Below are 26,067 nucleotides of genomic sequence, written 5' to 3'. Positions count from 1 at the left end.
GGTCGGATCAACGAGGATTGGGTCAGGGTTGCACCGGTCTGACCCCGGACAGATCCGGGGCAATCCGTATCACCTGCGACAGGTCAGATTTCAGTCCTGTGCTTTTACCGGAAATCATCCCAAGCGGAACGCTTGTCGCTGCGGCGAGTGCATCCTGAACGGGGATCTCTGCTTGTTCCGTCAGAACCCGCACCGCCTTTGTCAGGCACAAGTCTGCCCCGGCCAGAGTGCCATCCTCCAAAGTCAGCCTGCCGTTTTCCCGCCGGATGCGGCGTCCTTCCAACTGAAACTTGCTCAGTGACGTTCCGGCGACTGCCATCGCATCGCTGACAAGGAAAATCCGCCCTGGTCCGCGTTTGGCGGCCCAGGCAATCCGCATCGTATCGGGATGAACGTGGATGCCATCCGCGATCAAGCCCGCCGATAACGACCCGCAGGATAGAGCCGCGCCGACCAGTCCCGGTTCACGGCTGCCAAGCTGGCTCATTGCATTGAACAGATGCGTTGCGCACTGCGCCCCGGCCCTTGAAAACGCCAGGCAGGTTTCAAAAGGCGCGTCCGTATGCCCCAGAGAAACGATGACTCCCGCGCGCTTCAATGCTTCAACCTGTTGCAGAGTTGTGCTTTCGGGCGCCAGCGTGACCATCAATGCAGGCAGGTGTTTTGCAGCGTCGATCAGAATCTCCAGATCGGTTTGCTGCATCGGGCGGATCAGGGCGGCATCATGTGCACCCTTGCGTCGCACAGACAGGTGCGGACCTTCCAGATGCAGGCCCGCAATGCCCGAAACACCCGTCTGAACGGCCTTGATGGCGGCATCAATCGCGGCCCGGGTTTTCTCGGCCGTGTCCGTGATCAGGGTTGGCAGGATGCGAGTGGCACCCAGCGCGCGATGAGCGCTGGCGATTTGGGTCAGCGTGTGAACCGATGGATCGTCGTTGAACATCACGCCCCCGCCGCCGTTGACCTGCAAGTCCGCATAGCCGGGGCTGAGGATGTCGCCATGCAGATCCTCGATCTGGTCATCCTGTGTGATCTGGGCCTCAGGTAGCAACGCATCCAGCACGCCGTTTCTGAACCGTGCGGCGTGTCCTTCACGCAATTCAGTGCCATCGAAGATCGGGCCGCCCGCAAAAGTAACAGTAGAGCTGGTCATACCGTTTCCGTCACTTTTTTCAGATGGCGTGGTGTGTCCGGGTCGATCCCGCGTTGTGTGGCCACCTTTTCCACCATTCCATAAAACGCAGCGATTGTCGGTATCGGGTCCGTCATCCAATGCGACGTCCGGACATGGGGCAGTTCTGTGGCGTGTTTCACGCGGCCGGTTGTGGCGAAAACCACAGCGCCTTTGGACGCCAGTGCGTCCGCAACTTCGGCCAGATTGTCCTCTGCTGCATCCCCGGACGACAGGGCAAGCACGGGAAAGCCCTGATCCACGATGGAAACCGGGCCGTGCAGAACCTCGGCCGCCGAATAGCTTTCTGCGTGGATCTGGCAGGTTTCCTTGAATTTCAACGCGGCTTCGTTGGAGATTGCCAAAGACAGGCCCCGACCCAAGGTAAACAAAGACCGACCGTCGACCGCGTCCGCCACGGCGCTCCAGTCGCAGGCGATTGCGGTCGACAAACTGTCCGGCAGCCCATGGATTGCGCGTAGCAGGTGATCATCGCGCTTCACCTGCGCAATCAGCCACAGCCCGGCGACCAGAGACGTCACGAATGTCTTTGTCGCCGCCACGCTCAGTTCGGGGCCCGCGTGAATGGGCAGTGTTGCCGCAGCCGCCTCGGCCAGGGCAGAGGCAGGGTTGTTCGTGATCGCGACCGAGTAAGCCCCGCCGGATGTGAGCGACTGCGTGAGCTGCACGATATCCGGGCTCTGACCGGATTGTGAGACTGAGATGCAGATTGCATCCTCGCAACGCATGTCGACCCCGTAGATGGATTTCACCGACGGTCCGACCGAAGCCATCGGCAAACCAAGCAACAGTTCCGAGGCGTATTTCAGAAAACTGCACGCATGATCCGAGGATCCGCGCGCCACCGAGATCAGGAACCGCGGGTCGCGGGCCCGGATCTCGTCGGCGGTTTGCGCGATCAAATCTGCACCTTCGGTCAGAAGGCGGTCTACGGCGTCGGGAATCTCATCGATCTCGCGCCGCATCTGAGTGGTTGTGTCAGGCATTTTCCCAGGCTTTCAATTTGACAGGCGCAGCTCGGCCACAAAGTCATAGGCGTCACCGCGGTAGATCGAGCGGGTCAATTCAGCGACCCGCCCGCTTTGCAGATATGAAGTGCGTTGAATCCGAAGCCCGGCCGTACCTTCCGCAACATCCAGAAGCTCTGCTTCTGGCGGTTCGAGGTTGATGGCCGAGATTTTCTGGATCGCGCGCACCGGTCGCAGACCAGATTGTTCAAGAACAGAGTAAAGCGACCCCGTCACTTCGGTGGGGTTCGGCAGGATATCGAGCGGAAGGGCCGCTTTTTCCAACGCCATCGGGCGTCCTCCTGCCTCTCGCAGGCGGTAGATACGCGCGACCTGTTCATTTGCCGACAAGCCCAATGCCATCATTTCTTCCGGGGATGGCAGGAAAACCCCACGTTCCAGCCATGTCGAGGTCGTCTTGAGCCCGCGCCGCTCCATGTCTTCGGTGAACGATGTCAGATGGGACAGCGATTGTTCAACCTTCGCTACGGGTTCGCGAACAAAGGACCCAGACCCTTGTCTTTGCTCTATTGCACCTTTGCGCACCAGTTCATGAATCGCCTTGCGCACGGTCACACGGGACAGGTCGGTGATCTCGGCGATTTCTCTTTCAGGGGGCAGCGAACTGTTGGGAGGCAGGATGCCGTCCTTGATCCCTTGTTCAAGGCGTTGACGGAGCTGTACATAGCGCGGGCCCGAGCTGTGCCCCAACCATCCTTCGGGCCGCAGGAAATCAGCTATGTTCATGTTCGATTTCCTCCAGATACGCCTGTGCCAATGCAAGTGCGCCGGACAGTGGATCGCCTGCGGGCTCGACCAGAGCAGATTGCATGTCCGCGGGCAGGTACGGCGCGTAAAGAGGGCCAATTCCGCCGGTCAGACAAACGGGCAGGCCAACATTCCAGCCCATTTTCTTCATCACCTCGATCAGATAGCCCGCACCGTCCTGCAGGATGGATCTGGCCAAGTCGTCCCCGCGATTGGAAAGCTCGGTCACAAGCGGGGCAAGGGCGCCAAAGTCCGATGGCGTCATGTCAGCGGCGGCCCGTACAATTCCTGCGGCATCGCCAAATCGAGACAGCAGATCCTGCGCCAATGCCGAAGGGCCGGTCGTGCCGTCCGTTTGCTCCAGCGTCTTCGCCAGCGCCCGTTTGCCAACCCATTGCGCGGAAGCCTGATCGCCCAGAACAGGGCCCCATCCGCCGGCAAATTTCATCGTGCCACCCCTTTGCATTGCGACAAAAGAACCGGTACCGCAATGTGCGACAAACCCGTCCCTGGCCCCCAATGCGCCGCGCAAAGCTGCTGCGCGATCATCTTCGATCCGGACGTGCCGAAATGGCAATGCCGTCGCAAGTTTCCGGGCAATCGCGTCACCTGTTATCCCGGCCAGGCCCAGATAGGCGGGCGCTTGCGCAAGCTCATCGGGCGAACGGCCCGTCTGAACGGCCAGAGCTTCCAGACCGCGCCGCAGCTCGATGCAGGCGGCCTCGAAATCCGTGGACACGTTTGCCGCGCCGACTTCGACCCTGTGTGTCTTGCCATCAACAAAAGCGGCGACGCGGCAGCGCGTTCCACCTCCGTCGGCGGCCAGGAGCATGGGTTTTGATGACTTTACCATATACAGACCTTTATAATACCTTTTGCGTGTTTTGAAGTCCTAATTGTGACCAAAGCGGCGAATTTCATGCTATTTTGGCCAAAAATGTAGAAAAAAATAAATGGTAGACTAATGGTATTTAAAAGGTATGATATCGAGAGTTCTTGGGGGAGAATCACTTGATTACGCCTGCAACAGAGCAATTGCATCAGGATGCGCATGGGCTTGATACCCGTCCGCTGGCCGAAGTGGCCGGCCTGCTGGCGCGGTCGCAGGTGTCAGCGGCAACGGCAGTGCTTGATGCGCTTGGTCCGATTTGTAGCGGGGCGACCGCCATGGCCCAGACGATCCGGTCGGGCGGCAAGCTTCGGTATCTTGCGGCGGGGTCTTCCGGCCTCATGGCGGCCTCGGACGCGCTGGAGCTTGGCGGAACCTTTTCCATCCCGTCGCAGCAGATCCGCATTCATATGGCGGGTGGAATGCCGACCACGGCAGACATGCCGGGGGATGTAGAGGACGCTGTTGATGGGCTGGCGCAAGAGGTGTCGGATATGGTTGCCAACGATACGCTCATCGCGGTCTCGGCCAGCGGCACCACACCTTATACCGTCGCTGCCGCAAAACTGGCGCGCGACCGGGGGACGCCCGTGATCGGGATTGCAAACAACGCGGGCTCGCAATTGTTGCAATTGGCGGACCATGCGGTTCTGCTTGCGACCCCTCCGGAATTGATCTCTGGCTCAACCCGGATGGGGGCGGGCACTGCGCAGAAAATAGCCCTCAACACGTTGTCGACGCTGATGGCCATCGAGCTTGGGCATATTCAGGACGGCATGATGATCAATCTGCGGGCGGACAATGACAAACTGCGCGCACGCGCCAACGGAATCGTGTGCCAGCTTACCGGCGTATCACCTGAACGTGCTGATGATGCCCTGAGGGCCGCGAATGGGAACCTGAAATGCGCGGCACTTGTCGCCGCAGGTGCCGTATCGGCAGAGGATGCACAAAAGCGACTGGCTGAAACGAATGGCCGTCTGCGTCATGCGATGAACCGGCTGAATGAAGATAACGAACATAGCAAACTGGGAGAAACCAAATGAAACGCAAAGTTCTGAGCCTGGCTCTGATGAGCACGGCGCTGGTCACAAGCGCCTATGCGCAAGACGCCACGCTGACGATCGAAAGCTGGCGCAACGATGATCTCGCTCTCTGGCAGGAAAAGATCATCCCTGCATTCGAGGCGGCCAATCCAGGTATCAAAGTTGTTTTCTCGCCTTCGGCCCCGGCGGAGTACAACGCGGTTCTGAACTCCAAACTGGAAGCCGGATCCGCCGGTGATCTGATCACCTGCCGCCCGTTCGATGCTTCTCTGGCGCTGTACGAAGCGGGCCATCTGACCGACCTGTCCGATCTGGATGCGATGGACAATTTCTCGGACGTAGCCAAATCGGCGTGGCAGACTGACGATGGGTCGGCCAGTTTTTGTGTTCCGATGGCATCGGTGATCCACGGTTTCATCTACAACAAGGATGCGTTCAACGAACTGGGTCTGGAGGTTCCGACCACCGAGGCAGAATTCTTTGAAGTGTTGGACAAGATCAAGGAAGACGGCACCTATATTCCGATGGCAATGGGCACCAATGACCAGTGGGAAGCCGCAACGATGGGCTATAACAATATCGGCCCGAACTACTGGAAAGGTGAAGAAGGCCGTCTGGCATTGATCCGGGGCGAGCAGAAACTGACCGACCCTCAGTGGGTCGCGCCCTTTGCCACTTTGGCGAAATGGGCCGATTATCTGGGTGACGGATATGAGGCGCAGACCTATCCCGACAGCCAGAACCTGTTCACTTTGGGCCGCGCTGCAATTTACCCGGCGGGCAGCTGGGAGATTGCAGGTTTCAACACGCAGGCAGATTTTGAGATGGGCGCCTTCAAGCCGCCGGTCCAAAATGCCGGTGACACCTGCTATATCTCGGACCATACAGATATCGGCATCGGTCTGAACGCTGCCAGTGAAAACCAGGAGGCTGCCCGCACGTTCCTGGCCTGGGTCGCAAGCCCGGAATTCGCCAGTATCTTCGGCAATGCGGTTCCCGGTTTCTTCCCTTTGTCCAATACTCCGGTTGAACTGGAAGATCCCCTTGCCAAGGAAATCGTCGGATGGCGGGATGAGTGCGAGAGCACCATCCGTTCGACCTATCAGATCCTGTCACGTGGCACGCCCAACCTCGAAAACGAGACCTGGGGTGCATCCGTTGCAGCCATCAAGGGCACCGAAAGCCCCGAGGCTTTGGGCAAGAAACTGCAAGACGGGCTGGCCAGCTGGTTCGCACCGCATCAGTAAGACCTGAACCACTCTCTCCGGACGCGGCCCGTCGCGTCCGGCACCTTTTCCCCGGAGATCCCCATGCAGACCCGCCGCATACGCTGGCACATCGCCGTTTTTCTTGCACCTGCGGTGCTGGTTTACACGGCGGTGATGATCCTGCCCTTGTTCAACACGCTCCGCCTTGCGCTGTTTACCGAAGTCGATCAGGCGCGTGTGTATGTGGGGTTGGAGAATTTCCGAACCTTGTTCCTTGATCCGCTCTGGTCCGAGCAATTCTGGAATGCGCTGGGCAACAACTTCTGGTTCTTCCTGATTCACATGCTGGTGCAGAACCCCATCGGCATCGCTTTGGCCGCGATCCTGTCACACCCGAGGCTGCGCTTTGCCGCACTGTACCGGTCGGCCATTTTCATTCCGACGATCCTGAGCTTCGTGATCGTGGGTTTTGCCTGGAAACTGATCCTGTCTCCGCTTTGGGGGATTGCGCCCTCGATGTTGGACGCGGTTGGCTTGAAATCCCTGTTCGCGCCTTGGCTGGGCAAGGAAGAATACGCGCTGACAACTCTGGCGCTTGTCTCGGTCTGGCAATTTGTCGGCATCCCGATGATGCTGATCTATGCGGCCCTTCTGTCGATCCCCGAAGAAATTCTTGAAGCCGGAGAGATCGACGGGATCACAGGAGCTTCGGCTTTCTGGAAAATAAAACTGCCGCTGATCCTGCCCTCGATCGGGATCATCTCGATCCTCACATTCGTGGGCAATTTCAACGCGTTTGACCTGATCTATGTCTCTCAGGGCGCGCTGGCGGGGCCGGATTTTTCGACCGACATCCTGGGCACTTTCATGTACCGCACGTTCTTTGGCTTCCAGCTGCAACTGGGTGATCCGTATATGGGATCTGCCATTGCCGGCGCCATGTTCGCCATCATCCTTGTGGGTGTTTGCATTTACCTTTTCGGCATCCAGACCCGGATGCGCCGGTATCAGCTGTGAGGGCTCTGCAATGAACAAGGCACGCTCGAATCCACTGAACACCGTCGCAATGCATGGTGCGCTGATCCTTTACACTCTGATCGCCCTGTTTCCGGTTTTCGTGATCATCATCAACAGCTTCAAAACGCGCCGTGCCATCTTTCGCGAGCCGCTTGCCTTGCCTGATGCCGAAAGCTTTTCCTTGATCGGCTACCAGACCGTGATGAAGCAGGGGGATTTCTTTCTCTACTTTCAGAACTCGCTGATCGTCACCGTTGTTTCACTGGCCTTTATCCTTCTGTTCGGCGCCATGGCCGCCTTTGCCCTCAGCGAATACCGGTTCAAGGGCAACATGTTGATGGGGCTCTATCTGGCGCTTGGGATCATGATTCCGATCCGCATCGGCACCGTGGCGATCCTGGAGATGATGGTCGCCACAGGGCTTGTGAACACGCTTTGGGCCCTGATCTTCGTCTACACGGCACAGGGTTTGCCGCTGGCGGTGTTCATCCTGTCCGAGTTCATGCGCCAGGTCAGTGATGACCTGAAGAATGCGGGGCGCATCGATGGGCTTTCGGAATACACGATCTTTTTCCGGTTGGTGCTGCCTCTGGTCCGGCCTGCCATGGCGACCGTCGCCGTGTTCAACATGATCCCGATCTGGAACGATCTCTGGTTCCCCTTGATCCTGGCACCCGCTGAAGAGACCAAAACCCTGACGTTGGGCAGCCAGGTCTTCATCGGCCAGTTTGTGACCGACTGGAACGCGGTTCTGTCCGCGCTCAGCATGGCGATCCTGCCGGTTCTGGTGCTCTACGTCATCTTCTCGCGCCAGCTGATCCGCGGTATCACCTCAGGAGCTGTCAAATGACCCGGGTACTGATCGCTGGTCTTGGCAACATGGGCCTGAGCCATGCCTTGGCCCATCATCGCCACCCCGACGCACGGATCGTGGGGCTGGTCAACCGCACAGGTCAAGTAGACCATCACGACCTATCAGGCTATCCGGCCTTTTCGGATTTTCAGGCGGCACTGGCCGAGACAAACCCCGATTTGGTCGTCGTCGCAACCTATTCCGACAGCCACGCAGACTTCGCCTGCGCCGCAATGGAAGCAGGTGCGCATGTCTTTGTTGAAAAGCCACTGGCCACGACGGTTGCGGACGCCAGACGCGTGGTCGCAAAAGCAGTGGAAACCGGCCGGAAACTGGTGATTGGATATATTCTGCGGCACCACCCGTCATGGATGCGACTGATCTCGGAGGCGCGCGATCTCGGCGGGCCGTATGTCTTCCGTCTGAACCTGAACCAGCAAAGCAGCGGGGCCGAATGGGAAACCCACAAGGCCTTGATGCAGACGACATCGCCTATCGTCGATTGCGGCGTGCATTACGTCGATGTGATGTGCCAGATCACCGATTCCGATCCCGTCCGCGTGCATGGCATGGGCCTGCGCCTGAGTGATGAGATTGCCGAAGACATGTACAATTACGGCCAGTTTCAGGTGATTTTCGAAGACGGCTCGGTCGGCTGGTACGAGGCTGGCTGGGGCCCGATGATGTCCGAGACCGCCTTTTTCGTGAAAGATATCGTGTCCCCCAACGGATCGGTTTCAATCACGGATGGCAACAAGGGCGCATCCGCGGATATCGACGGCCACACCAAGGTTGGCGGCCTTCTGGTCCACCGCCCTGACGGCGACCGGATAATCGAGATGCCGGATGAGCCCGGCCATCAGCAACTCTGCGATGCCGAGCAAGCCTATATGCTGCGCGCCATCGCCGAAGATATCGATCTGACCCGCCACATGAACGATGCCGTGCAATCGCTGGCCATCTGCCTGGCCGCTGATGAAAGCATCCGTACCGGCCAACCCATATCGCTGAAAGAGGCACGCACATGACCGCCCTGACGCTGCAAAACGTGAACAAATCCTTCGGCACCGTCGAGGTCTTAAAGGATATCAACATCGACGTTGACGAGGGTGAATTCGTCGTCTTCGTCGGCCCCTCGGGCTGTGGCAAATCCACCCTTCTGCGTGTCATCGCGGGGCTCGAGGATGTGACGTCGGGCGAAGTGCGCATCGGCGGAGAGCTCATGAATCTCACCCCGCCTTCGAAACGCGGTATCGCGATGGTGTTCCAGAGTTACGCTCTCTATCCCCACTTGAACGTGCGCAAGAACATGTCATTGGCGCTGAAACAGGAGGGCCAGAGCAGGCAGGTCATCGACGAGCGTGTCGAAAGGGCAAGCAAGATGCTGAACCTTGAACCTTACCTTGACCGGTATCCTTCCGAACTGTCCGGTGGTCAGCGCCAGCGCGTCGCCATCGGTCGTGCCATCGTCCGGGAACCAAAGCTGTTCCTGTTCGACGAGCCTCTGTCCAATCTCGATGCGGCTCTGCGTATGAATACACGGTTGGAAATTGCGAACCTGCACCGTCAGCTTGACGCTTCGATGATCTACGTGACCCATGACCAGACCGAGGCAATGACTCTTGCCGATAAAATCGTCGTTCTGCGCGACGGGCGTGTGGAACAGGTCGGCAGCCCGATGGAGCTTTACAACAATCCTGCCAACCAGTTCGTGGCCGGTTTTCTTGGGGCGCCGTCGATGAATTTCTTTCCTGCCAGCATGATCGGCGAAAGCGCAGAAATTACAACGGGTATCCGGCCGGAAGACCTGTTTTTGTCTGACGACGGTCCGGTGATCGCAAACGTCACCCATGTCGAGCATTTGGGCGGTGACACCAACGTGATTGCCATGATGCAGGATCACCAGATCACCGCGCGCCTGTTCGGGCAGCATCAGGTTGAAGCCGGTCAGAGCATCCGATTTGGGTATTCTCCGGGCAGGGTCTATCGCTTCGACGCACAGGGTGCGCGTCTCGCGTGACACTCACTGACGCAGGACTCTGGGGGCCGAAGTCAGCCGAGTTTTCGATGCAGCGCCGCCTAAACACCACCGGCTATTCTGGTGTTTCGGGTGAACATGACAGGCCCAGATGATGCGACCGCGCGGAAATCGGCCGCGCGACCTGCCAAAGCGCGATAGAACTGGCGCAATCCGGGTTCGATATCTGCGGCAAGTTCTTCGCAATGCTGACACATGCGCAGGATGTCGCCCTGAGGCTTTCGGGTTCTCAATGCTGCGATCAACTTACCGTGCCGTGCAACGAGTTCCTGGAACGCGTCCGTCTTCCGCAAAGCGGAATCTCCAACCAGAACAAAAACGGGCTCTGGGTTGGCTTTGCCTTTCAAGTCAACATGGCCTGCCTGCAAAAATGCCAGGTCATCTCGCCCGGCTTGATACACCGCGTCTGAGACGACTATGTCATACTCGACCGTTCGACAGCATTGTTCGATCCGTGCCGAAACATTCACGACGTCTCCGATAACCGTATAGTTGAACCGTTTTTGCGATCCTATGTTGCCGACGCAGGCCTGCCCCGTGGCGATTCCGGTTGCCAGCGCTATCGGCTTTCGGTTCCGCATGATCTCGGATGCATTGAACTGTGCCAGGGCACGCCGCATCCTGAGCGCGGCAAGCCCTGCGCGGCATGGATGGTCCGCAACAGGTAAAGGCGCGTTCCAGAAGGCCATGATGGCGTCACCGATGAACTTGTCGATCGTGCCACGCTCATGCAGGATCTGATCTCCAAGCTTGGAAAACAGCGCGTTCAGCAAGGATACAAGTTCCGTTGCCGACGCGGACTCGGACAGAGCGGTAAATCCCCGGATATCCGAAAACATCACGGTGATTTCCTGACTTTCTCCGCCCAATTGCAGCTGGTGGCCCGAATTCTCCATTTCATCAAGGATTTCCGGGGCTACGTAGTGTGAAAAGACTTTTCGAATCTGGCGCTTTTCACGCTCGGTCGAAACAAAAAGATACCCCGCCAGCAGACCGAAATTTGCGATGCCTCCAATCAGAGGAAAGGTGGCATCGAACAGGATGGATTGGTTCTGAAAAATCAGCCAGCTGATGGCAAGAACGGCTGCGGCGGCTAAGCCACCGGCGATGAAGGATGCGATGGCACCAAAGCTGGACATGACGGCAATCACCACAAGCCCCAGAAACGCAAATGCAAGCAGTTCCTGCGCCGCGGTCACATCAGACCGGCTGAGCATATCACCGGTCAGAATCTGTTCGATCATCTGGGCATGAATAGAAACACCGGGGACGCTTTCGCCAAGCGCCGTCTGGTGAATATCGAACAAACCGGCAGCTGAGGTTCCGATCAGGATTATTCTTCCTTCAATTTCGGATCGCAGCCCGTGGTCTTCAGTACCTTCCAGGACATCCTTGGCTGAAATGTAAAGGTCGGGGCTGTCCCGCCGGTACTTCAGCCAAAGTTCGCCATTCTCGGTTGTCGGTAAACGGTATCCGGCGATTTCGACGGCCAGCATGATGCCAGCCTCGTCAGGCGCGCCTTCCACGAAAATGCTGGTCTCACCCAGGGCGACCCTGAGGGCCTCGACGGCAAGGCTTGGCAGCGGACCGTCCGGACCGTTCCAAAGAACCGGCGCCCGTCTTACGATGCCGGTTCCTCCGATGGGCGAGACATTGACCCCGCCGACACCCGCCGCCGCCCGATCCAATGGTGGCGCGATCGGCGTCCAATGCGGAACCGAGATCAGCCCCTCGGTGGGGCTTTCCCCGAATTCAATGATTCCGGCCTTGGCCGCAATGGGCTCACCTTTGGCCGACAATCGCGCGGCCACGCCCAGCACCACGGGCCAGTTGGCCATTTCCATCCCAAGCAAGACATCGTTGTCCAGCTTTTCGGCATGGCGTTCCACAGTCAGTACGCCCGCCAGCGATGGATCATTCAGAAGGCGAGACGGCGAATACCGGTCAGGTTCAGCAAACAGCATGTCGAACGCAATCGTCGCGGCGCCGTAGTCACCCAGATTTTGAACCAACTGCGCAACCAAAGTGCGGGGCCAGGGCCATTGTCCAAAGCTGGCAAGCGAGACCTCATCGATATCCACGACGCGCACGGGGAGTTCGGGATTGAACTCCCGCGGGGATAATCTTTGCAAAACGTCGAAATAGATCAGGCGCGTCATTCGAACCGGGTACGGATCCCACGCCCGGATGAAGCAACCCAAAAGGATCAGACCCAGCCCCACGAGGCGGAAGGCCCATCGCCCGTTCCTGGATTTCCGCGCCTTGTCGCTCACACCATCCTCCAGACAAATGGAACTGGAACTGCGTGTTCAACAGCAATTCCCGAGCAATTACGGATCAGTTTCTTCCCGCTCTGGTTCGTCCCGTTCGGGCTCCTCAGGTTCCGGTTCTTCCCGTTCGGGTTCCTCATGTTCAGGTTCTTCCGGTTCAGGTTCTTCCTGCTCCGGTTCTTCTCTGTCGGGCTCTTCCTGCTCTGGTTCTTCGCGTTCGGGTTCTGCATGGTCCGGTTCTTCTCTTGCCGGTTCATTGTTCGCGGAAGGCGAAGGGCCAGTGACCGTATTCTGCGCTTCGCGTTGCTGAGGAGGGTCCCTACGGGCTTCCGACCGGTCTGTCTCGATGCGCCGTATAGGCGCTCCATCACCTGAGCACCCTTCAACGCGTACCTGCAAAGGGGGCAGCAGCCCTTCCTGGGACTGAACGAATGGAAACCCGCTTTTCAGTGCTTGTTCGTATTGCGCCTGATCGGCAGGCCGTCCTACTCCTCCATCTCCGCTTGTTGCGAACATGCTGCATTGACGCCCCGAAGACCTGCACGCGCCCTGACTGCCGCACATGCGGACCGTACCTTGCAGGACAAGCATCGCGCTTTGTTTTTCCGACACGATCCACATGTCGAAGGTGGTGCCGCGCACGGCCATTGTCGCCGAGGGAGTCCTGATCGAGTAGGCTCTCTTTCGGCTTTTTCCGGAAATAAACCGAAAACTGCCACCCAAAGCCTGAACGGCAAAGCTCTTGGCTTTGCGGTTATTTCGCAACATGGACACATCCAGAACCATGCGTGCGTTGGGGCCAATGGCAATCTTGGTGTCATCCACAAAAACGATTTGGATTACGCCAGTCTGATCAGTGCTGAGCGCGTCGCCGGACGCAACCTCCATTCCTGAATAAACGGGTTGTGCTTTTCCCGCGCGAACAACTTGGGCGCCTTGTTTGACGCTAATAATTTTTCCGATGTTGGCGATGGTCTGCGACGGTATAGCCACGACAACGCAAAGAACCATTACAATCTTTAACAACGACAAACTCGAACCCCTTCCCCCAATGGGCTTTAAAGCACGGAAACCGCGCTGTGCTCGACGCTTGCCTCTTAAAAAACACGTTATTATTATTCATATGCATTAAAAATGTAGACAAATATGCATTATTTTTCGCGCTTTTAGCAAGAATTAAGTGAAAACGACGTTCAAAAACCGCTTTGAGTGATTTTCTGTGAAGACTGGATCGAGCGCAGTTTCACGCTTTTTGTTGCGGCTTAAGCACCTGTTTGGAAAAAGTGCGACTTTTCAAATTAGATCCGACATCAACTTGCTGGTTGTCCAGATGCGCGGAGCAGCTTTGTGCGCAGTTGAAATTCTGATTGCGCACCGTATGTCTTGCCGTGAACGTACGTATATCAACACGCGCTGACGACCCTTTTACTTTGCCACCCTTCGCGGCTCTTTAATGTGACATGTCCCTCGGGTAGAAACGCAGATGGGCAAGCTGACGGTCGCTGCCCGATTGTTCCAGCGCTGCAACACGGAGTCTGTTCATGCTGTTTCGTCGCATTATGGTCGCGGCCATGTTTTCTGGCTGTTTGCTGTCCACAGCGTCTGCACAATCCGATTCCGCTGCACGGCTCTTTGTGGAGCTGAACTCGGCCGAGGATGTCGCCAGCGCGTGCAGGTTGACGTTTCTGGTCAAGAATGAAACCGGGCAGCCGATCGACGGTGCCGTGTTCGAAACCGTCATTTTCGACACCGAAGGTGGTGTGTTGAACCTTTCTCTGTTCGATTTTCGCGATCTGCCCGCCGACCGGCCCCGGGTGCGCCAGTTCGACCTTCCCAACAGAACATGTGACACAGTTGGACAAGCCTTGATCAACGGCGCGAACTCCTGCGTCGTGGATGGTACCGAAAGTGACATATGCGACAGCACCCTCACGCTGAGCAGCAGGGTGGAAATGGAGTTGTTGGGATGAGTCCTATAGCCGCACTTCGTGAGATTTTTGACCTCGGCGGGCCGGTGGTGGCGATATTGATCGCCATGTCGGTTTTGACGCTGGCTGTCACCCTCTACAAACTCTGGCAATTTGCAGCCTGCGGTGTCGGGCGGCACAAGGTGCTGTCTGAAGCTCTGGCAGCCTGGGACGCAGGAGATCACAGTGCCGCGCGCGCAAGGCTGGCGGACAGCAGCAGCTATCTTGCCCCTATTGTGGGCGCGGCGATGAACGCATCTGGTGTTCCGGGGGCCGATGACCGGCTGGATGCCGAAGCGGGTTTGGCGCTTGCCGGGCTGGAACGTGGTTTTCGTTTGCTGGACACCGTGGCGCAGTTGGCGCCTTTGCTGGGTCTTTTTGGTACGGTTCTGGGTATGATCAGTGCATTCCAAAGCTTGCAAACCGCTGGATCATCGGTTGATCCGTCACTTTTGGCCGGCGGGATCTGGGTGGCCCTGATCACCACGGCTGTGGGTCTGGCCGTTGCGATGCCGACGTCGATGGTTTTGTCCTGGCTTGAAAGCCGAACCGCAAGCGAGCGTGTTTTTGCGGACAAGGCTTTGCGTACGGTTCTGGTTCCCGGTCATTCCATCCAACGCACAGAGGCGGCGGCACAGGTCCCGGTCGCCCCAGAGCATGCGTAACACTGCGCCTTTTGTGCGGCGGCGCATGTCGATGACACCCCTTATCGACGTGATCTTTCTGCTTTTGCTGTTTTTTATGCTGTCCTCAACGTTTTCGCGGTTCAGCGAGATCGAGTTGAGCAGCGCCGCCACAGGCGGGAATGCCGACGCTACGCCGCCCGAACGCCTTTTCGTGCAACTTGGCCCCACACGTGTTGTCCTGAACGGCCAACCCCTGTCGCTTGAGGAATTGTTCGATCAGGTCCAGGCCGGTCAGGTGCTGGTAAGCCTTGATCCCGGGACAACCGCGCAACGTCTTGTGGACCTGCTTGTCCCTTTGCGCGGGCGCGAAGGTTTGACAGTCAGGGTGTTGGAGTGAGGCAATGATCCGTTACATCCGACCCGGTCGAAATCGCGATTCCACAATTCCGCTGATCAACGTCGTCTTTCTGATCCTGATCTTTTTTCTGATTACGGGTACGATTGCACCGCCATTGGATCCCGATCTGGATCTGGTGAATACTGCGGATATTGACGGTCGCGAGCCGCCGGATGCGCTTGTTCTTCATAGGGACGGGACATTGAGTTTTCGCGGCAATCCGATCGAGGCAGAAGCTTTCATGGTCGCGCATGACTCGGGGCCCGTGCGGATCGTTCCAGACAGGAATGCGTCGGCCTCTCGATTGATGGAGATCACCAGCAGTTTGCGCCGGTTGGGTGCGCCAACCGTTTTTCTGGTGACCGAACAGGCCCTCGAATGATCAGGCGGTCCGTTTTTGTTGCAATCATTGCAATTTCGATTTCCGTACTGGTGCATCTGATCGGCCTGATTGTCACGGTACCAGATTTGTCAGACCCGGCTTCCGGGGAAACCGGTACCGACACGATCGAACTCAGCAACGCGTTCGAAGAGTTGGCCGATACCACGATCGAACCCGTACCGCCTGCGCCGGATGAACCGCCAACCCCTCCGGTGGAACCGCCAACCCAGCCGCAGGAGGCAGAAGTTCCGACAAGTGATGCCCGCGTGGCCTCGCCGAATCCGCAAGAGACGTTCACGCCCGATACGGGGAAATCAACGATAATCCAGCCGAGGGCGCCGGATGAGGTTGTCGTGGACCCTGTAGACCAGAACCTGGAGGACGAAGGCGAAGCCGCCGAAGCTGAAGGCGCTGCGTCGGCAAGGCCCGAAGCGTTGGCCGAAACACCTGAGGTGCCGATTGAAGAGGCGGTTGCTCCGGTTGAGCCTTCTTCTGCCGAAGAACCGGTGTCCGAGGAACAGCAACAGATCGCCGCGTTACCGGTCGAGGTGGCTCCTATTGTTCCGGAAAACACGTCCCCACTTGAACCTGTAATACCAGAAGAAGCGTCGGAACCTCTGGATGACGACGCCGAACTGACCGTACCCGATGTAAGCGTGGACGGATCCGAACAGGCCGTAGCCACGTCATTGCGGCCTCGCCTTCCAGACCGACGCCCGCAACCCACCCTGCGGGGTGCGTTGGATCCGTCAAGTAACTTTGACGCTTTGAGATTTCCAGAACAGACGATTGAATCACCGCTGGCGACGTATCAAAAAGAGGGTGTCGACGCCTTCCGACAAAACCGGGGCGGCACCCGTTCAGGCGGGCGGGGGCCGGGAAATTCGGACACCACGAACTATGCGGGTCAGGTTCTTGTTCATCTGAACAGGGCGCCAATCGTTTACGTTGCCGGTCGTGGCTATGCGCGGGTGTTTTTCCAGATTGACCCGGATGGTTCATTGGCTTGGGTTGATGTCGTCGAAAGCTCTGGCTCGCCGGAAATAGAGCGCGCAGCCAAAGAACAGGTTCGAACCGCCGCACCTTTCCCGCGCCCGCCTGGGGGCGTCAGCCGGAAGCTTTCATTTTACTATCAGATAAGATGATCCGACGGGTCTTGTCAGGTGAACACGATTAGCGATCACCCTGAGGGCTTTCGCCGAATTCCCTGATTGCGCGGGTTTGCAGCTCTCAGATTAAAAAAACCCTTTGGCCAATAGAATGTGATATAAGAACATGGGAATATAATAATGGCGCGATGAAATTCGCCCTCACAGCTGAGTATTCCTGAACTGGGAGGTCACTTTGTTTCGGAAATCTGCTTGCATAATCTCACTCGTATTGGTCCCTGCTGTTGTTGGTGCCGACGCCGTACCCAGCGAAGATGCTGCCGAGGGATTGTTTTCTGATCAGCCCTATTCCCCTTACGCCCAACGCACATTTCCTGAACGCCCATTATGGGGAGACACTCACCTTCACACCGGGCTTTCGCTGGATGCGGGTGCTTTCGGGAACACCTTGCTGCCGGATGAGGCGTGGCGTTTCGCCAAGGGTGAGCAGGTCATTTCTTCAACAGGTCAGCCTGTAAGACTGTCACGACCATTGGATTGGATGGTTCTCACGGATCACACGGACCTGATGGGGTTCGCGCCGGATTTGCAGGCTGGCAAGCCGGGCGTTCTTTCTGATCCCAAAGGACTGGAGTGGTACGAGGGGTACAAGGCCGGCGGGGAAGAAGCCGGTAAAGCGGCTTTCGACATCATCACCAATTTTTCGCAAATGACACTGCCGGAAATCCTGCTGGAATCCTACAGCCCCGGTGCCGATGCGTTTGCCTTTACCTGGGAAAGCATCGTTCTGGCGGCAGAGCGGCACAATGACCCCGGCACCTTTACCGCTTTTATCGGTTTTGAATGGACCTCGGTACCGAAAGGGTTCAACTTGCACCGCAATGTCATGCTGCGCGATGGGCCAATCAGGGCGCTTCAAATGGTGCCGCCGGTCACGCAACCGCCCTACGGTGATACGGATCCAAAGGCGCTTTATGCCTGGCTTGAAGAGTATCAGGAAAAAACGGGGGGGCGTGCAGTTGCCTTTGCCCATAACGGGAACCTGTCGAATGGGTGGATGTTCCCGACCGAAGACACGTATCACGGCGGCAAGGTTGACGAGGATTATGTCGCGGACCGCGCAAAATGGGAGCCCCATTACGAAGTCACCCAGATAAAGGGCGACGGAGAAGCGCATCCTTTCCTGAGCCCGGATGACGAATTTGCCGATTACGAGAACTGGGACGTCGGCAATCTGGACATAACCGAGTTGAAAACCGATGACATGCTGGCCGGAGAATACGCCCGAGAGGCATTGAAACGCGGATTGATGCTGGAAGAAAAGTTTGGCGTGAACCCCTATAAATTCGGCATGGGGGGTGCGACGGACAGCCATACCTCTCTGGCCACGGCCGAAGAAGACAACTTCTTTGGAAAATCCGTCAGCGTCGAACCCTCAGCCTCGCGTATCAAGCATCCGTTTATAGCCAATGACCTTGGTGAAATTCCCGGCGATTTGCTTGTCGCCTCCGGATACACGGCCGTATGGGCTACCGAGAATACACGCTCGGCGATCTTTGACGCGTTCAAGCGCCGCGAAACCTATGCAACGACCGGGCCAAGGATCGGCCTGCGGTTCTTTGGCGGATGGGATTTCAGTGAAGCAGATGTTGAAACCCGTTTCTTGGCCAATGTTGGCTATACCAAAGGCGTGCCAATGGGTTCGGACCTGCGCCCGCGCGAGGGTGAGGCTGCGCCAAGCTTTCTGATCGCCGCTCTGCGCGACCCGGTTGGTGCCAATCTGGACCGTGTTCAAGTGATAAAGGGATGGCTCGATTCTGAAGGTGCCTTGCAGGAAAAGGTCTACGACGTGGCATGGTCGGATAACCGCGAGGTCGATCAAAACGGCAAAGTCCCTGCGGTTGGAAACACGGTGGACGTGGGGACTGCCAGCTGGACCAACACAATCGGAACGGCCGAACTTGTCACCGTATGGTCAGACCCGGATTTCGATCCGAATGCACGCGCGTTTTACTACGTCCGCGCCATCGAAATTCCAACGCCGCGTTGGATCCTGTACGACAAGTTGAGATATGGTATCGAATTGCCCGAGGATGCAGTGCTTACGCATCAGGAACGCGCCTATTCGTCCCCGATCTGGTACACCCCGGCAGAGTGATCCGTTCTGCGATCGGAACACAAGCCGAGTCAATGACCTTACCTCGGTGCGTCCTCCGCGTTACTGTAACACGCGGAGGGCATCATCATGCAAAACCCGACCCGATGACGCCAACATCTGAACAAACAATCTGGCCACGTTTCACGCAGGAGGCTTGATGCGAGTACTGAAAGAACCTCTGCTCCATTTTTTTTTGATTGGGGCGGCAATTTTTGTTTGGTTCCATATTGTAGCACCGGAAAGCGAGAGCGTTGAAGATCTTGAGAAAATAACACTCGACGAGAATGACGTTGCGCTTTTGTCCGCTCGTTTCGAAGCGCAGTGGAAACGCCCTCCAAGCGATGCGGAACTGAAGGCTTTGGTCGACGCATCCATTCGTGAAGAGGTTCTGGTCAGGGAGGCAAGGCAACTTGGTCTGGATCGCGGAGATCCCTTGATAAGGACCCGGCTGAGCCAAAAAATGGATTATCTGACCGAAGCCATTGCCACTTCCATCGTTCCGAATGACGAAGATCTGGAGGTTTTTCTTCAGGAAAACGCGGAACGCTATGCAACGCCTGTCATGGTGGCCTTTAATCAGGTCTTTCTTGGAGAGGAGCCCGGAGAGGCCGAAATCGAGAAAGCCCTGGCCAGCCTGCGCGCCAAGCAGGACATTTCCGATCTGGGCGGTTCGACCTTGCTGCCGGCGTCAATGCCTTTGTCCGCGACGCGGGTTGTCGAGTCGGTCTTTGGAGGAGGGTTTTCGAAAAGCATCACAGAGGTCGAAACAGGTCAGTGGACGGGTCCGATCCGGTCAGGTTACGGTATCCACCTTGTCGAGGTCGTTGCTGTCGAGCCCAGCCGAACACCGCCACTTGCTGAAATTCACAATACGGTGCTGCGGGACTGGCGCCGCGCGATGAGTGAAGATCTGGCGCAAGCGCAATATCAGTCTTTGGCCGAAAAATACGAGATTGTGGCCCCCGATCTTTCTGGCTCGGCCAAATGAGAACCTTGATCTGCTTCCTGTTTGTGCTGCTGTTTGTGTGGCCTGCAAATTTCGCTGCTGCGCACGCGCTTGATCCTGGATATCTGGAAATTCGTCAAATTGCCTCTGACACCTGGAGCGTTCATTGGCGAAAGCCCGACGTGAATGGCCAACCGATGGCGATTGACGCAATTTTGCCAGATGGCTGCACTCCGGCGCGTGGCCCGGATCCCATTTCCGACGGTCGAGGGTGGGTTTCGTCCTGGGTCGTCGAATGCCAGGCGGGTATCGCGGGCCAACCCATTGCCATTGAGGGCCTTGAGACTCAGAGAAACGACGTGCTGGCGCGTGTGCATCCCCAGGATGCGCAACCTACTACGCTTCGTTTTACACCGGATATCAACGTCCAAATCATACCTTCTGAACAGTCGACATGGTCAGTGTTTGCGGCATATTCCCGGTTGGGGTTTGAACACATATTGGAAGGTTGGGATCACCTTCTGTTTGTCTTCGCGCTGTTTGTTCTGGTCCGCGATCCATGGAAACTTGTCGGAGCCGTAACAGCGTTCACACTTGCGCATTCAATAACCTTGGCGCTGGCAACGATGGGCGTTTTGAATGTTCCCGGACCACCGGTCGAGGCCGTTATCGCACTGTCCATCGTTTTTCTAGCGGTGGAGATCGTCAAAGGTGGCGAAGGACGGTTCCGGCTTTCAAAACAGAAACCCTGGATCGTTTGCTTCGGGTTCGGGCTTTTGCACGGCCTTGGTTTTGCAGGGGCATTGGCTGATATCGGGTTGCCCCCTGACGATATTCCCGCGGCATTGCTGGCCTTCAACCTCGGTGTCGAAGCCGGGCAGCTGAGTTTTATTGCTGCCTTGGCTCTTCTGATGGCAACCTGGCGGCTGATCGCGCGTCCGGTTGGCAAACATGCCACGGTCTTGACCGCGTATGGGATCGGCTCAGTGTCAATGTACTGGCTGATAGAACGCATAAGCGGTTTTTGAACCGCGGCGAAGTCGCGAGAGTTGAGCAAGATTTTGTGGATCATGACGGCGCATGTGCCTGAAATGGAATACAGCCCGAGCCTGACCTGTTGAGCTTACAGGCCGTTTCGGATTTGCTTCGATGAAAGGCCATGGTCACAAACAGCCCAAAGCCCAGTGTTATCAATCGACAGTTGCCGATGGCAATTCGCCGAAACACTTTTTGTAATCTTGTGAGAACTGTCCGATATGCCAAAAGCCGTATCGGTTTGCGGCGTCAGAAATCGACAGATCTTTGCCTTGTTCTGCAAGCAGGCTTCGAACCCTGTTAAGGCGGAGCCTTGTGTAATAGGCCTTTGGGCCGATACCGAATTTTTCGTTGAACGCGCGTTCCAATGTGCGCAATGACACACTGATATCCCCGCAGATCTCGCTGATGGGGATGTTTTCGTCCGGGGTCGCCGTCATCCGATCAATGGCCGCAGCAAGTGCCAGAGCTTTTCGGTTTATCCGCGGCTCCCTGCGATCCGCCCCGCCCCCCAAAGCGATCCGCAGTATCTCTTCGATCAAATGGGTTTCGCCCTGTTCTGACGAATTTGGGTTCGCCAACAACTTCTGAATGTCGTTCAAAAGCGCAGCCGAGCGATCAGGTGGCGTTGCAGGTAACAAAAATGCCCCGAATTCTGTATCAGAGACTGCGATCCCCAGCTTCTCGCCTATTTTCATCGCATTCTCAGTTTCAACGGTCATCGTATATCCGCCGAACCCGCTGTCGCTGATACAGTCGAACTCATCGCCGCTGCCGAAGGACAGAAACGGTGGCGTTTCGATGCTGGTACCGTTCCAGTCCGTCAGTCTTGAATGGGTAGGGATGCCAAATGTGATGTGGTCTTTCGGAGACGCGCCGATCTGGTGCACACGCCGCGAGAAACCAAACTTCATAACGGAAATAAGCGGGCCGGATCTGACCTTGAAATCAGCCTGCATTTCGCCGTCTTCGATCTGACGGAAATCCATATCCCATTTGGATATTGCGGCGATCTGGTTCGGATCACGGAAAGTGGCCGCAAAAAACCGGGGTGCTTCGGGCGGGGCCAAGTCTAGTTTTGTCGATTTTTTGATGCGGTGCAAAATATCTCCCCTGTAGTTTGCATGAAAAGCTTAGTCGAAACATAGGAATATGTTCAAATGAAATTGCCCGATCCGCTTGCCGCGCCCAAACGTGGTCGCCCTCCGCTTCCGAAAGCAGAAGTGCGGTCGGAACGGATCGTGACCCTTCTTACACCCTCACAGCGCCACAAACTCACTCGTCTTGCGGATTTAACCGGTCAGACGCTTTCCAGTGTCGCCCACGATCTTATCGCACAGGGTCTGGACCGAGAAGAAAACCCAAGGAAAAAGGAAACCTAAAGAAATGGATCTCAAGTTGTTTTTGCTGGGTTCTCTGGCGATCAGCGCGCCTGCCTACGCGCAGGATGCACCCATTGCGCATGATTCCGAGTTTTATATCCTACAGGCCCAGAACAAGGATGCCTGGGAACAGGACGATACAGCCGTTGATCAGGCTCTCGCGGCATTTCGAGACGAGAACGGTGGCAACCCCCCGAACATCATCAGTATTCTGGTCGATGACATCGGTTTTGGGGATATGGGTATCCCGGAATTGAACGCGGTACGCGGCATCAGCACCCCAAACATCAACGATTTTTCTGACGAAGCGATGCGCATGGTGCGCATGTACACCGAGCCATCCTGCACCCCGACACGTGTGGCCCAGACGACCGGTCGTCTGCCGGTTCGGATCGGAATGGGTGATACGACCGTCGACATCGCCGGTTTCGGTCTGCCCGGAGAGGAAGTAACGCTTGCCGAGGTATTGAAGGCCGAAGGATATGCAACCTCGCATGTCGGGAAGTGGCACATGGGTGACATTGCCGAGAGCTGGGCAATGAACCAGGGGTTCGACTATGCGCAGCACGCCGTTCATCAACAGGGCCAGTTGACGATTTTCAATGACGATGCAATCCGCGAGCAGGTTTCGGTTGGTATCGCAGATTTTGTCGACGATTACACGATCGACGACTGGTTCCGCCCCGATGCATCGGCCATGGCCACGGTGATCGAAGGAAATGCCGGCGGACCTGTTCGTGAGATCCGAATGGAGCCGGGTGAGCGTTGGAACGCAGCCAAATATGATGAGATGAACCAAGCATTTCAGGACAAAACCCTGAGTGAACTGGAACGCTTGGCCGGCGGTACTGAGCCTTTCTTCCTACAGTATTGGCCGATGATCCCGCTGAACAACACGCGGGCCGGGCGTGACGGACCGGAAAGCGTCAATGGAGGTCTGTACGCCGACAAACTGCAAGAGCTGGACACGTATTTGGGCGAAATCTTCACGCGCATGGACGAGCTTGGCGTGGCGGATAATACGATTGTCGTGTTGATGGGCGACAACGGCCACTTCACCAAGTATTCACCGGCATCTGGTTTTACGCCAATGGTCTTTCGCGGAGGCAAAGGCGATACGACCGAGGGCGGGGTTCGCGTGGACGCTTTCATAAGGTGGCCGGGTCTGATTGAACCAGACAGCATGATCAACAACATTATTCATGTGTCTGATCTTTATACGACGCTGGCTAGATTCGGCGGCGCGGTTCAGCATATTCCCCGAGACCGGTTGATTGATGGCGTGGATCAATCTGCCTCGATCCTGTTTCAAGATGAAAGCAAAGGTCGGCGTGATCACGTGATTATATATTCGGTGAGTACCCCAAAGGCGGTCGTCAAGGACAAACTGAAGCTCAACCTGCCCGGGCCGGGTCAAAACGCGATCATTGCAGATTTCTTTGATGTGATGCGCGACACGCACGAAAAGTACCCGGTTTCGACCGAAGTTGGTGCTTGGGGCGGGCAGGAGTTCGTCCGCATTCTGGGACGCCACATGGCGAGAAAAGAGCTGTTCCCCGATACTGGCCCGGCCACAGGAATGCCGTATGAAGGAATCGAAAACCTGCGGCCGGAAACGCAACAGGCAGTCGAGGCTTTCATGGTCAAACGATCTTCGGCGCAACAATGAAACAAGGCCGCGCGCGTCAACAGAAATGCGCGGCCGCGAAATCGACACGCAAATAGGGCAAGCGTTGGCGTACTTCTTAGCCGCATCCGAAACAAATATTGCGCCCCGCTGGTATCAGCAGCTCTGCGCAATGGAGTAAACATATGCTTATTGTCTTAGGTCTCTATTTCGGAGTGATCTGGGTGGTGTTTTCCAAGCTGGGGCTGCTTCCATGGAACCGGTTCTGGAAATCTGTCGTCTATGGGGGTGCCGCAATCATTGCTCTGGTTGTAATCGGTGCCCTCAACCACACCACACCGACAGGGCCTGTTTCGGTGCAGGGTGTTGCCACCAACATTGCCCCCAATGTGTCAGGTACTGTTGTTGACGTTTCGGTTCGCCCCAACGAGCGGGTTGCGAAAGGGGATCCGCTGTTCCGGATTGACGATACACCCTTTCGGATCGAAGTCGCCCGGCTGACAGCCAGTCTTGAAACTGCGCGTTCTGCGGCAGATCAGTTACAGTCCGACCTGGCAGCGGCGGAAGCCGACATTGAATCCCTCACCGCGCAATTGACCTTTGGCGTCCAGCGCCGTGACGACATTGTCGATCTTGAGAAGCGGGGGGCATCGACGACCTTCCAGTTGCAGGAAGCCGTGTCTGCCATCGATCAATTGTCCGCAAGCCTGCGCGCGGCCGAGGCGCGCAAAGCCGGTCTGGAGCGGCGGATTGCCGCCAAGATCGACGGCATTGATGCCGGCGTGGTCGAGGCTGAGCAGGCTTTGGCGCAGGCGCTTTGGAATTTGGAGCAAACAGTCGTGCGCGCGCCGGAAGACGGCTTTGTCACCGCCGTTTCTCTGCGTCCCGGAAATCGTGTATCTATCGCACAGGGGGCGATCTCTTTTGTTGTCCCCGATGACCGCCATCTGATCGCAAGTTTGCCCCAATCAAGTCGCATGAACGTTTCCGTCGGCGACCAGATCCGCCTTGCGCTGCGAATCCAGCCGGGCGGCGAAATACCTGGGACCGTCATATCGTTGCCCGTAGGAACGGCAGAGGGCGTTGTTGACTCGCGCACGGGCCTTCCTTCACTGCGCGATCTGGCTGGCGTGTCCAGCTATCCGGTGCTGATCGAAGTTCCGGACCAGATCAATATCGAAGATTTTCCATTCGGGACTTCTGGCACGGCACTGGTAATTACGGACAAGGCGGGCGCAATCAGTGTGTTGGCGGAAATCCTGTTCTGGATCACCAAAAAGCTGAATTACATCTGAAACATTGGAGGGACGAGATGAAAACAGAACTGGCAATGAAAGGCGCGGGTTTGGCCTTGGTTGCGGCGTTTGGCACAACCGCTTCCGCGCAGCAAAGCGATTGGTCCCATGAAGCGACGATTTACCTTTTCATGCCTGAAACGGAAACGTCTATCGAAACCCCGTCAGGAACATTGGACGGCACGTTGAGTTTCTCTGACGCTCTGAGCAACCTGGATTTCGCCTTTATGGGCGCGTTTGCGGCATCCAATGGGCGTTGGAGCCTGCTGGCTGACTACAATTATACAAATTTATCCTTCAGCAACAGTGGTGCCGGTCCGTCTGGATCCACTCTCGATACATCATTCACCACCCAGTTCCTCAGTGGGTACGTGGCCTATCGGGTCTATGAAGATCCTTCCGTTCAACTGGACATTGCCGGTGGTTTCAGATGGTTCAGTACCGAAACCAATTTCACACTAACGTCCGCTTCGGCACCTGGGCGCACGACCGTTGTGGACGACGATTGGGTAGACCCGGTCATTGGCGCAAGAATACGTTACGTTTTTTCCGACAAATGGACGGGAACCGGGTTCGTTGATTATGGCGGCTTCCGCAGTGACAGCGAAACGTGGCAGGTTCTTTTGACGGCGGATTATGCCATCAATGACAGATGGGTGATCCGCGGCGGATATCGCTATATCGCCTTCGACCATGAGATCGGCGGCAATGATTTCGAGTTCCATCAGTCCGGGCCGGTGATCGGGGCGACCTACCGGTTCTGATTGATTGAAAACGAATACTGTTTTGGGATTCGACTTGGTACGAGACGTCAGTCGGGGGGGGCGTGCATGTTAGGTGTGTGCAAACCTC

General features: G+C 56.8%; 25 protein-coding genes. 18 read left to right on the top strand and 7 right to left on the bottom strand.

Annotated features, from left to right (window positions below; genetic code table 11):
- Positions 1-22 precede the first annotated feature (22 nt).
- Genes nagA through GOW09_RS10490 form a run of 4 tightly spaced genes read right to left on the bottom strand, consistent with a single transcriptional unit; the run spans position 23 to position 3,823 of the window.
- Positions 23-1,156 (bottom strand): N-acetylglucosamine-6-phosphate deacetylase, encoded by a 1,134-nt coding sequence (gene nagA / locus GOW09_RS10505; protein ID WP_171118056.1) that lies wholly within the window; start codon positions 1,154-1,156, stop codon positions 23-25.
- Entirely contained in the window at positions 1,153-2,181 is a 1,029-nt protein-coding gene (locus GOW09_RS10500) for an SIS domain-containing protein (protein WP_171118054.1), read from the bottom strand. The genes nagA and GOW09_RS10500 overlap by 4 nt, the downstream gene beginning before the upstream one ends.
- 12 nt (positions 2,182-2,193) lie before the next feature.
- A complete protein-coding gene (locus tag GOW09_RS10495; RefSeq protein ID WP_171118052.1) occupies positions 2,194-2,949 on the bottom strand; it encodes a GntR family transcriptional regulator in 756 nt (251 codons plus the stop codon).
- Complete coding sequence (locus tag GOW09_RS10490) at positions 2,936-3,823, bottom strand: BadF/BadG/BcrA/BcrD ATPase family protein (RefSeq protein WP_171118050.1); 888 nt, start codon at positions 3,821-3,823, stop codon at positions 2,936-2,938. The genes GOW09_RS10495 and GOW09_RS10490 overlap by 14 nt, the downstream gene beginning before the upstream one ends.
- Positions 3,824-3,981: 158 nt before the next feature.
- Between GOW09_RS10490 and GOW09_RS10485 the strand changes: the two genes are divergently transcribed.
- From GOW09_RS10485 to GOW09_RS10460, 6 genes are all read left to right on the top strand, one after another.
- Positions 3,982-4,905, top strand: coding sequence for an N-acetylmuramic acid 6-phosphate etherase (locus GOW09_RS10485; RefSeq protein ID WP_171118048.1), 924 nt, complete (start codon positions 3,982-3,984; stop codon positions 4,903-4,905).
- Positions 4,902-6,152 (top strand): ABC transporter substrate-binding protein, encoded by a 1,251-nt coding sequence (locus GOW09_RS10480; protein WP_171118046.1) that lies wholly within the window; start codon positions 4,902-4,904, stop codon positions 6,150-6,152. The genes GOW09_RS10485 and GOW09_RS10480 overlap by 4 nt, the downstream gene beginning before the upstream one ends.
- Positions 6,153-6,215: 63 nt before the next feature.
- A complete protein-coding gene (locus tag GOW09_RS10475) occupies positions 6,216-7,130 on the top strand; it encodes a carbohydrate ABC transporter permease (RefSeq protein ID WP_171118044.1) in 915 nt (304 codons plus the stop codon).
- A gap of 10 nt (positions 7,131-7,140) precedes the next feature.
- Positions 7,141-7,980, top strand: a complete 840-nt coding sequence (locus GOW09_RS10470; RefSeq protein ID WP_171118042.1) for a carbohydrate ABC transporter permease — start codon at positions 7,141-7,143, stop codon at positions 7,978-7,980.
- Entirely contained in the window at positions 7,977-9,011 is a 1,035-nt protein-coding gene (locus GOW09_RS10465) for a Gfo/Idh/MocA family protein (RefSeq protein WP_152460520.1), read from the top strand. Before GOW09_RS10470 ends, GOW09_RS10465 begins: the two co-directional genes overlap by 4 nt.
- The gene (locus GOW09_RS10460; RefSeq protein WP_171118040.1) at positions 9,008-10,003 is read left to right on the top strand and encodes an ABC transporter ATP-binding protein; all 996 of its coding nucleotides are present in this window, start codon (positions 9,008-9,010) and stop codon (positions 10,001-10,003) included. The genes GOW09_RS10465 and GOW09_RS10460 overlap by 4 nt, the downstream gene beginning before the upstream one ends.
- A gap of 59 nt (positions 10,004-10,062) precedes the next feature.
- On the opposite strand, the gene GOW09_RS10455 is transcribed toward GOW09_RS10460, so the two are convergent.
- Both GOW09_RS10455 and GOW09_RS10450 read right to left on the bottom strand, forming a co-directional pair.
- Positions 10,063-12,294, bottom strand: a complete 2,232-nt coding sequence (locus GOW09_RS10455) for a CHASE2 domain-containing protein (protein ID WP_371808038.1) — start codon at positions 12,292-12,294, stop codon at positions 10,063-10,065.
- A gap of 57 nt (positions 12,295-12,351) precedes the next feature.
- Positions 12,352-13,179: a FecR domain-containing protein gene (locus GOW09_RS10450; RefSeq protein WP_253282476.1), complete on the bottom strand. Its 828-nt coding sequence runs from the start codon at positions 13,177-13,179 to the stop codon at positions 12,352-12,354.
- 653 nt (positions 13,180-13,832) lie between these two features.
- On the opposite strand from GOW09_RS10450, the gene GOW09_RS10445 reads away from it, so the two are divergent.
- From GOW09_RS10445 to GOW09_RS10410, 8 genes are all read left to right on the top strand, one after another.
- The gene (locus GOW09_RS10445; RefSeq protein ID WP_152460518.1) at positions 13,833-14,261 is read left to right on the top strand and encodes a hypothetical protein; all 429 of its coding nucleotides are present in this window, start codon (positions 13,833-13,835) and stop codon (positions 14,259-14,261) included.
- Positions 14,258-14,923: a MotA/TolQ/ExbB proton channel family protein gene (locus GOW09_RS10440; RefSeq protein ID WP_171118037.1), complete on the top strand. Its 666-nt coding sequence runs from the start codon at positions 14,258-14,260 to the stop codon at positions 14,921-14,923. Before GOW09_RS10445 ends, GOW09_RS10440 begins: the two co-directional genes overlap by 4 nt.
- Before the next feature lie 31 nt (positions 14,924-14,954).
- Positions 14,955-15,281 carry a biopolymer transporter ExbD gene (locus GOW09_RS10435; protein WP_171118035.1) on the top strand — a complete coding sequence of 109 codons (327 nt, stop codon included), beginning with the start codon at positions 14,955-14,957 and terminating at the stop codon, positions 15,279-15,281.
- 4 nt (positions 15,282-15,285) lie between these two features.
- Complete coding sequence (locus GOW09_RS10430) at positions 15,286-15,663, top strand: biopolymer transporter ExbD (RefSeq protein WP_171118033.1); 378 nt, start codon at positions 15,286-15,288, stop codon at positions 15,661-15,663.
- Entirely contained in the window at positions 15,660-16,808 is a 1,149-nt protein-coding gene (locus GOW09_RS10425) for an energy transducer TonB (RefSeq protein WP_171118031.1), read from the top strand. Before GOW09_RS10430 ends, GOW09_RS10425 begins: the two co-directional genes overlap by 4 nt.
- Positions 16,809-17,043: 235 nt before the next feature.
- Positions 17,044-18,930, top strand: coding sequence for a DUF3604 domain-containing protein (locus tag GOW09_RS10420; RefSeq protein ID WP_254442724.1), 1,887 nt, complete (start codon positions 17,044-17,046; stop codon positions 18,928-18,930).
- A 157-nt stretch (positions 18,931-19,087) separates the two neighbouring features.
- Positions 19,088-19,918 (top strand): peptidyl-prolyl cis-trans isomerase, encoded by an 831-nt coding sequence (locus GOW09_RS10415; RefSeq protein WP_171118027.1) that lies wholly within the window; start codon positions 19,088-19,090, stop codon positions 19,916-19,918.
- Positions 19,915-20,904 carry a HupE/UreJ family protein gene (locus GOW09_RS10410; RefSeq protein WP_171118025.1) on the top strand — a complete coding sequence of 330 codons (990 nt, stop codon included), beginning with the start codon at positions 19,915-19,917 and terminating at the stop codon, positions 20,902-20,904. The genes GOW09_RS10415 and GOW09_RS10410 overlap by 4 nt, the downstream gene beginning before the upstream one ends.
- A 162-nt stretch (positions 20,905-21,066) precedes the next feature.
- Here GOW09_RS10410 and GOW09_RS10405 read toward each other — a convergent pair whose 3' ends face one another.
- A complete protein-coding gene (locus GOW09_RS10405) occupies positions 21,067-21,981 on the bottom strand; it encodes a helix-turn-helix domain-containing protein (RefSeq protein WP_217360269.1) in 915 nt (304 codons plus the stop codon).
- 90 nt (positions 21,982-22,071) lie between these two features.
- On the opposite strand from GOW09_RS10405, the gene GOW09_RS10400 reads away from it, so the two are divergent.
- From GOW09_RS10400 to GOW09_RS10385, 4 genes are all read left to right on the top strand, one after another.
- Positions 22,072-22,293, top strand: coding sequence for a hypothetical protein (locus tag GOW09_RS10400; protein ID WP_171118020.1), 222 nt, complete (start codon positions 22,072-22,074; stop codon positions 22,291-22,293).
- A gap of 4 nt (positions 22,294-22,297) precedes the next feature.
- Positions 22,298-23,962, top strand: a complete 1,665-nt coding sequence (locus tag GOW09_RS10395; protein ID WP_171118019.1) for a sulfatase-like hydrolase/transferase — start codon at positions 22,298-22,300, stop codon at positions 23,960-23,962.
- A gap of 143 nt (positions 23,963-24,105) precedes the next feature.
- Positions 24,106-25,215, top strand: coding sequence for an HlyD family secretion protein (locus GOW09_RS10390; protein WP_171118017.1), 1,110 nt, complete (start codon positions 24,106-24,108; stop codon positions 25,213-25,215).
- A 17-nt stretch (positions 25,216-25,232) separates the two neighbouring features.
- Complete coding sequence (locus tag GOW09_RS10385; RefSeq protein ID WP_253283808.1) at positions 25,233-25,979, top strand: outer membrane protein; 747 nt, start codon at positions 25,233-25,235, stop codon at positions 25,977-25,979.
- Positions 25,980-26,067: the final 88 nt, after the last annotated feature.

The sequence above is a fragment of the Ruegeria sp. HKCCA5463 genome, assembly GCF_013034175.1.
In the GTDB taxonomy this organism is placed as follows: domain Bacteria; phylum Pseudomonadota; class Alphaproteobacteria; order Rhodobacterales; family Rhodobacteraceae; genus Ruegeria.
The sequence above is the reverse complement of the archived record's forward strand: the minus strand, read 5'-3'. Positions and strand labels throughout refer to the sequence as shown.